The sequence below is a fragment of the Aliivibrio sp. A6 genome (genome assembly GCF_028765505.1).
GTDB classification, from domain to species: Bacteria; Pseudomonadota; Gammaproteobacteria; order Enterobacterales; family Vibrionaceae; genus Aliivibrio; species Aliivibrio finisterrensis_A.
This window is the reverse complement of the sequence record NZ_JARACR010000086.1, coordinates 1-1,275: the sequence shown is the minus strand read 5'-3', so window position 1 is coordinate 1,275 and position 1,275 is coordinate 1. Positions and strand designations below refer to the sequence as shown.

Here is a 1,275-nt window from a genome sequence, read left to right as displayed (position 1 = left end):
CAATCGCTGAACTGAACCAAAAAACTGCATTCTCAGAGTTCGTATAACGCCTGCATAACATGTTTGCTACCATGCAGATTAAGCCTAAATTTACCACTTAATACGGTAAACCTAAAGAAACCTAGAACGCTGAGTGTAGCAAATCGTGTTGATGCATTTGTTATATTGCCTACTAAAAATTACAGTGTTGACTCTCACAAGGTACACCATCGCCATTACCATCCATTTTTGTATTTGGACAGTTAGCAATGTAGAACTTAGCTTCGTCACATGACTTCATTTCACTGCAATAAGTTTTACCATCACAGCTAAAACCCATATTTTCATACGCTGGCGTTGTATCAAATAAAGGAGCTGAATCATTTTTAAAGACGTTACTTTCTGAGAAAAATTGATAACCAAGTATGCCGATTGTGATAACAGCCAACACCAAAATTTTTGTTACGAAAGAGCTTCTTGATTTAGATGGTTGAACACCAACTAAAGAAATCAGTTTAGCGTTTGTTTTATCATCTTTATACTCAAGTTGAAATTCAACTTCATCGCCTACTTTTGGTCGACGGTAGCCTTTTTTAAACTGAGATATATGAGCAAAAATCTCACCAGCAGCATTATGACTCTGAATAAATCCAAAACCACGGTCATCAACCCATTTTATAATTTTGCCCTTCATACCTTTCCTTTTCGCCGGCAATATAACGCTGGCATAACACGTTTATTACTATGCAAACCAACCTGAATTTTACTGCCATAATCACAAAACTAAAGACAAACCCAGAACGCCGAATGTAATAAATCGTGTTGATGCGATTGTTGTGCGTGCTTACTTTCGGCTTGGCTAACTTGGTAAAGAACTGCCCTGCCAATATTTTCTAAGCCCTGATTCTAATTTACCGATAGTAATTAAGCGAACAAAATGTTCTTAAATTGCGAGATAAAGTGAATGGAAAACCAATACATTTTTTACGCCATTTGAACGACTTGGTTTCAGCAGATTTGGAACTGATAAACCAAACATCCTAACCACAATTGGGATTAAAAATGCTGCGAGGAAAACACGGATGCAAACTACAATGAGGCATAACCAAAGAACAATTGAAGCGTAAAATAGCTTCTGAAACGCCTGAACTTAGGGAAATAAGGGTTAATTTGCCGAACCTGATAATACGGAAACCAAAAGGCAACAAAGAAGAAAGGAACGCTTACTAAGCCGAAACTACAAAAGCCTCGGTTCTTTTGACGAACCGTGCAAAAAATTTCGGACTCAGTACGCAC

At 37.6% G+C, this 1,275-nt stretch carries 2 protein-coding genes; both read right to left on the bottom strand.

The annotated features are described in order from the left end of the window. Positions 1-172: 172 nt before the first annotated feature. Positions 173-673 carry a cold shock domain-containing protein gene (locus PVK70_RS18685; RefSeq protein WP_065600791.1) on the bottom strand — a complete coding sequence of 167 codons (501 nt, stop codon included), beginning with the start codon at positions 671-673 and terminating at the stop codon, positions 173-175. Between the two features lie 395 nt (positions 674-1,068). Further along, on the bottom strand, positions 1,069-1,275 hold a 207-nt coding region (locus PVK70_RS18680), incomplete at its 5' end, for a hypothetical protein (RefSeq protein WP_274441710.1).

What these genes read in the sequence shown, in the direction of transcription:
- PVK70_RS18685 (WP_065600791.1), bottom strand. Translation starts at nt 673, where the DNA reads ATGAAGGGCAAAATTATAAAATGGGTTGATGACCGTGGTTTTGGATTT.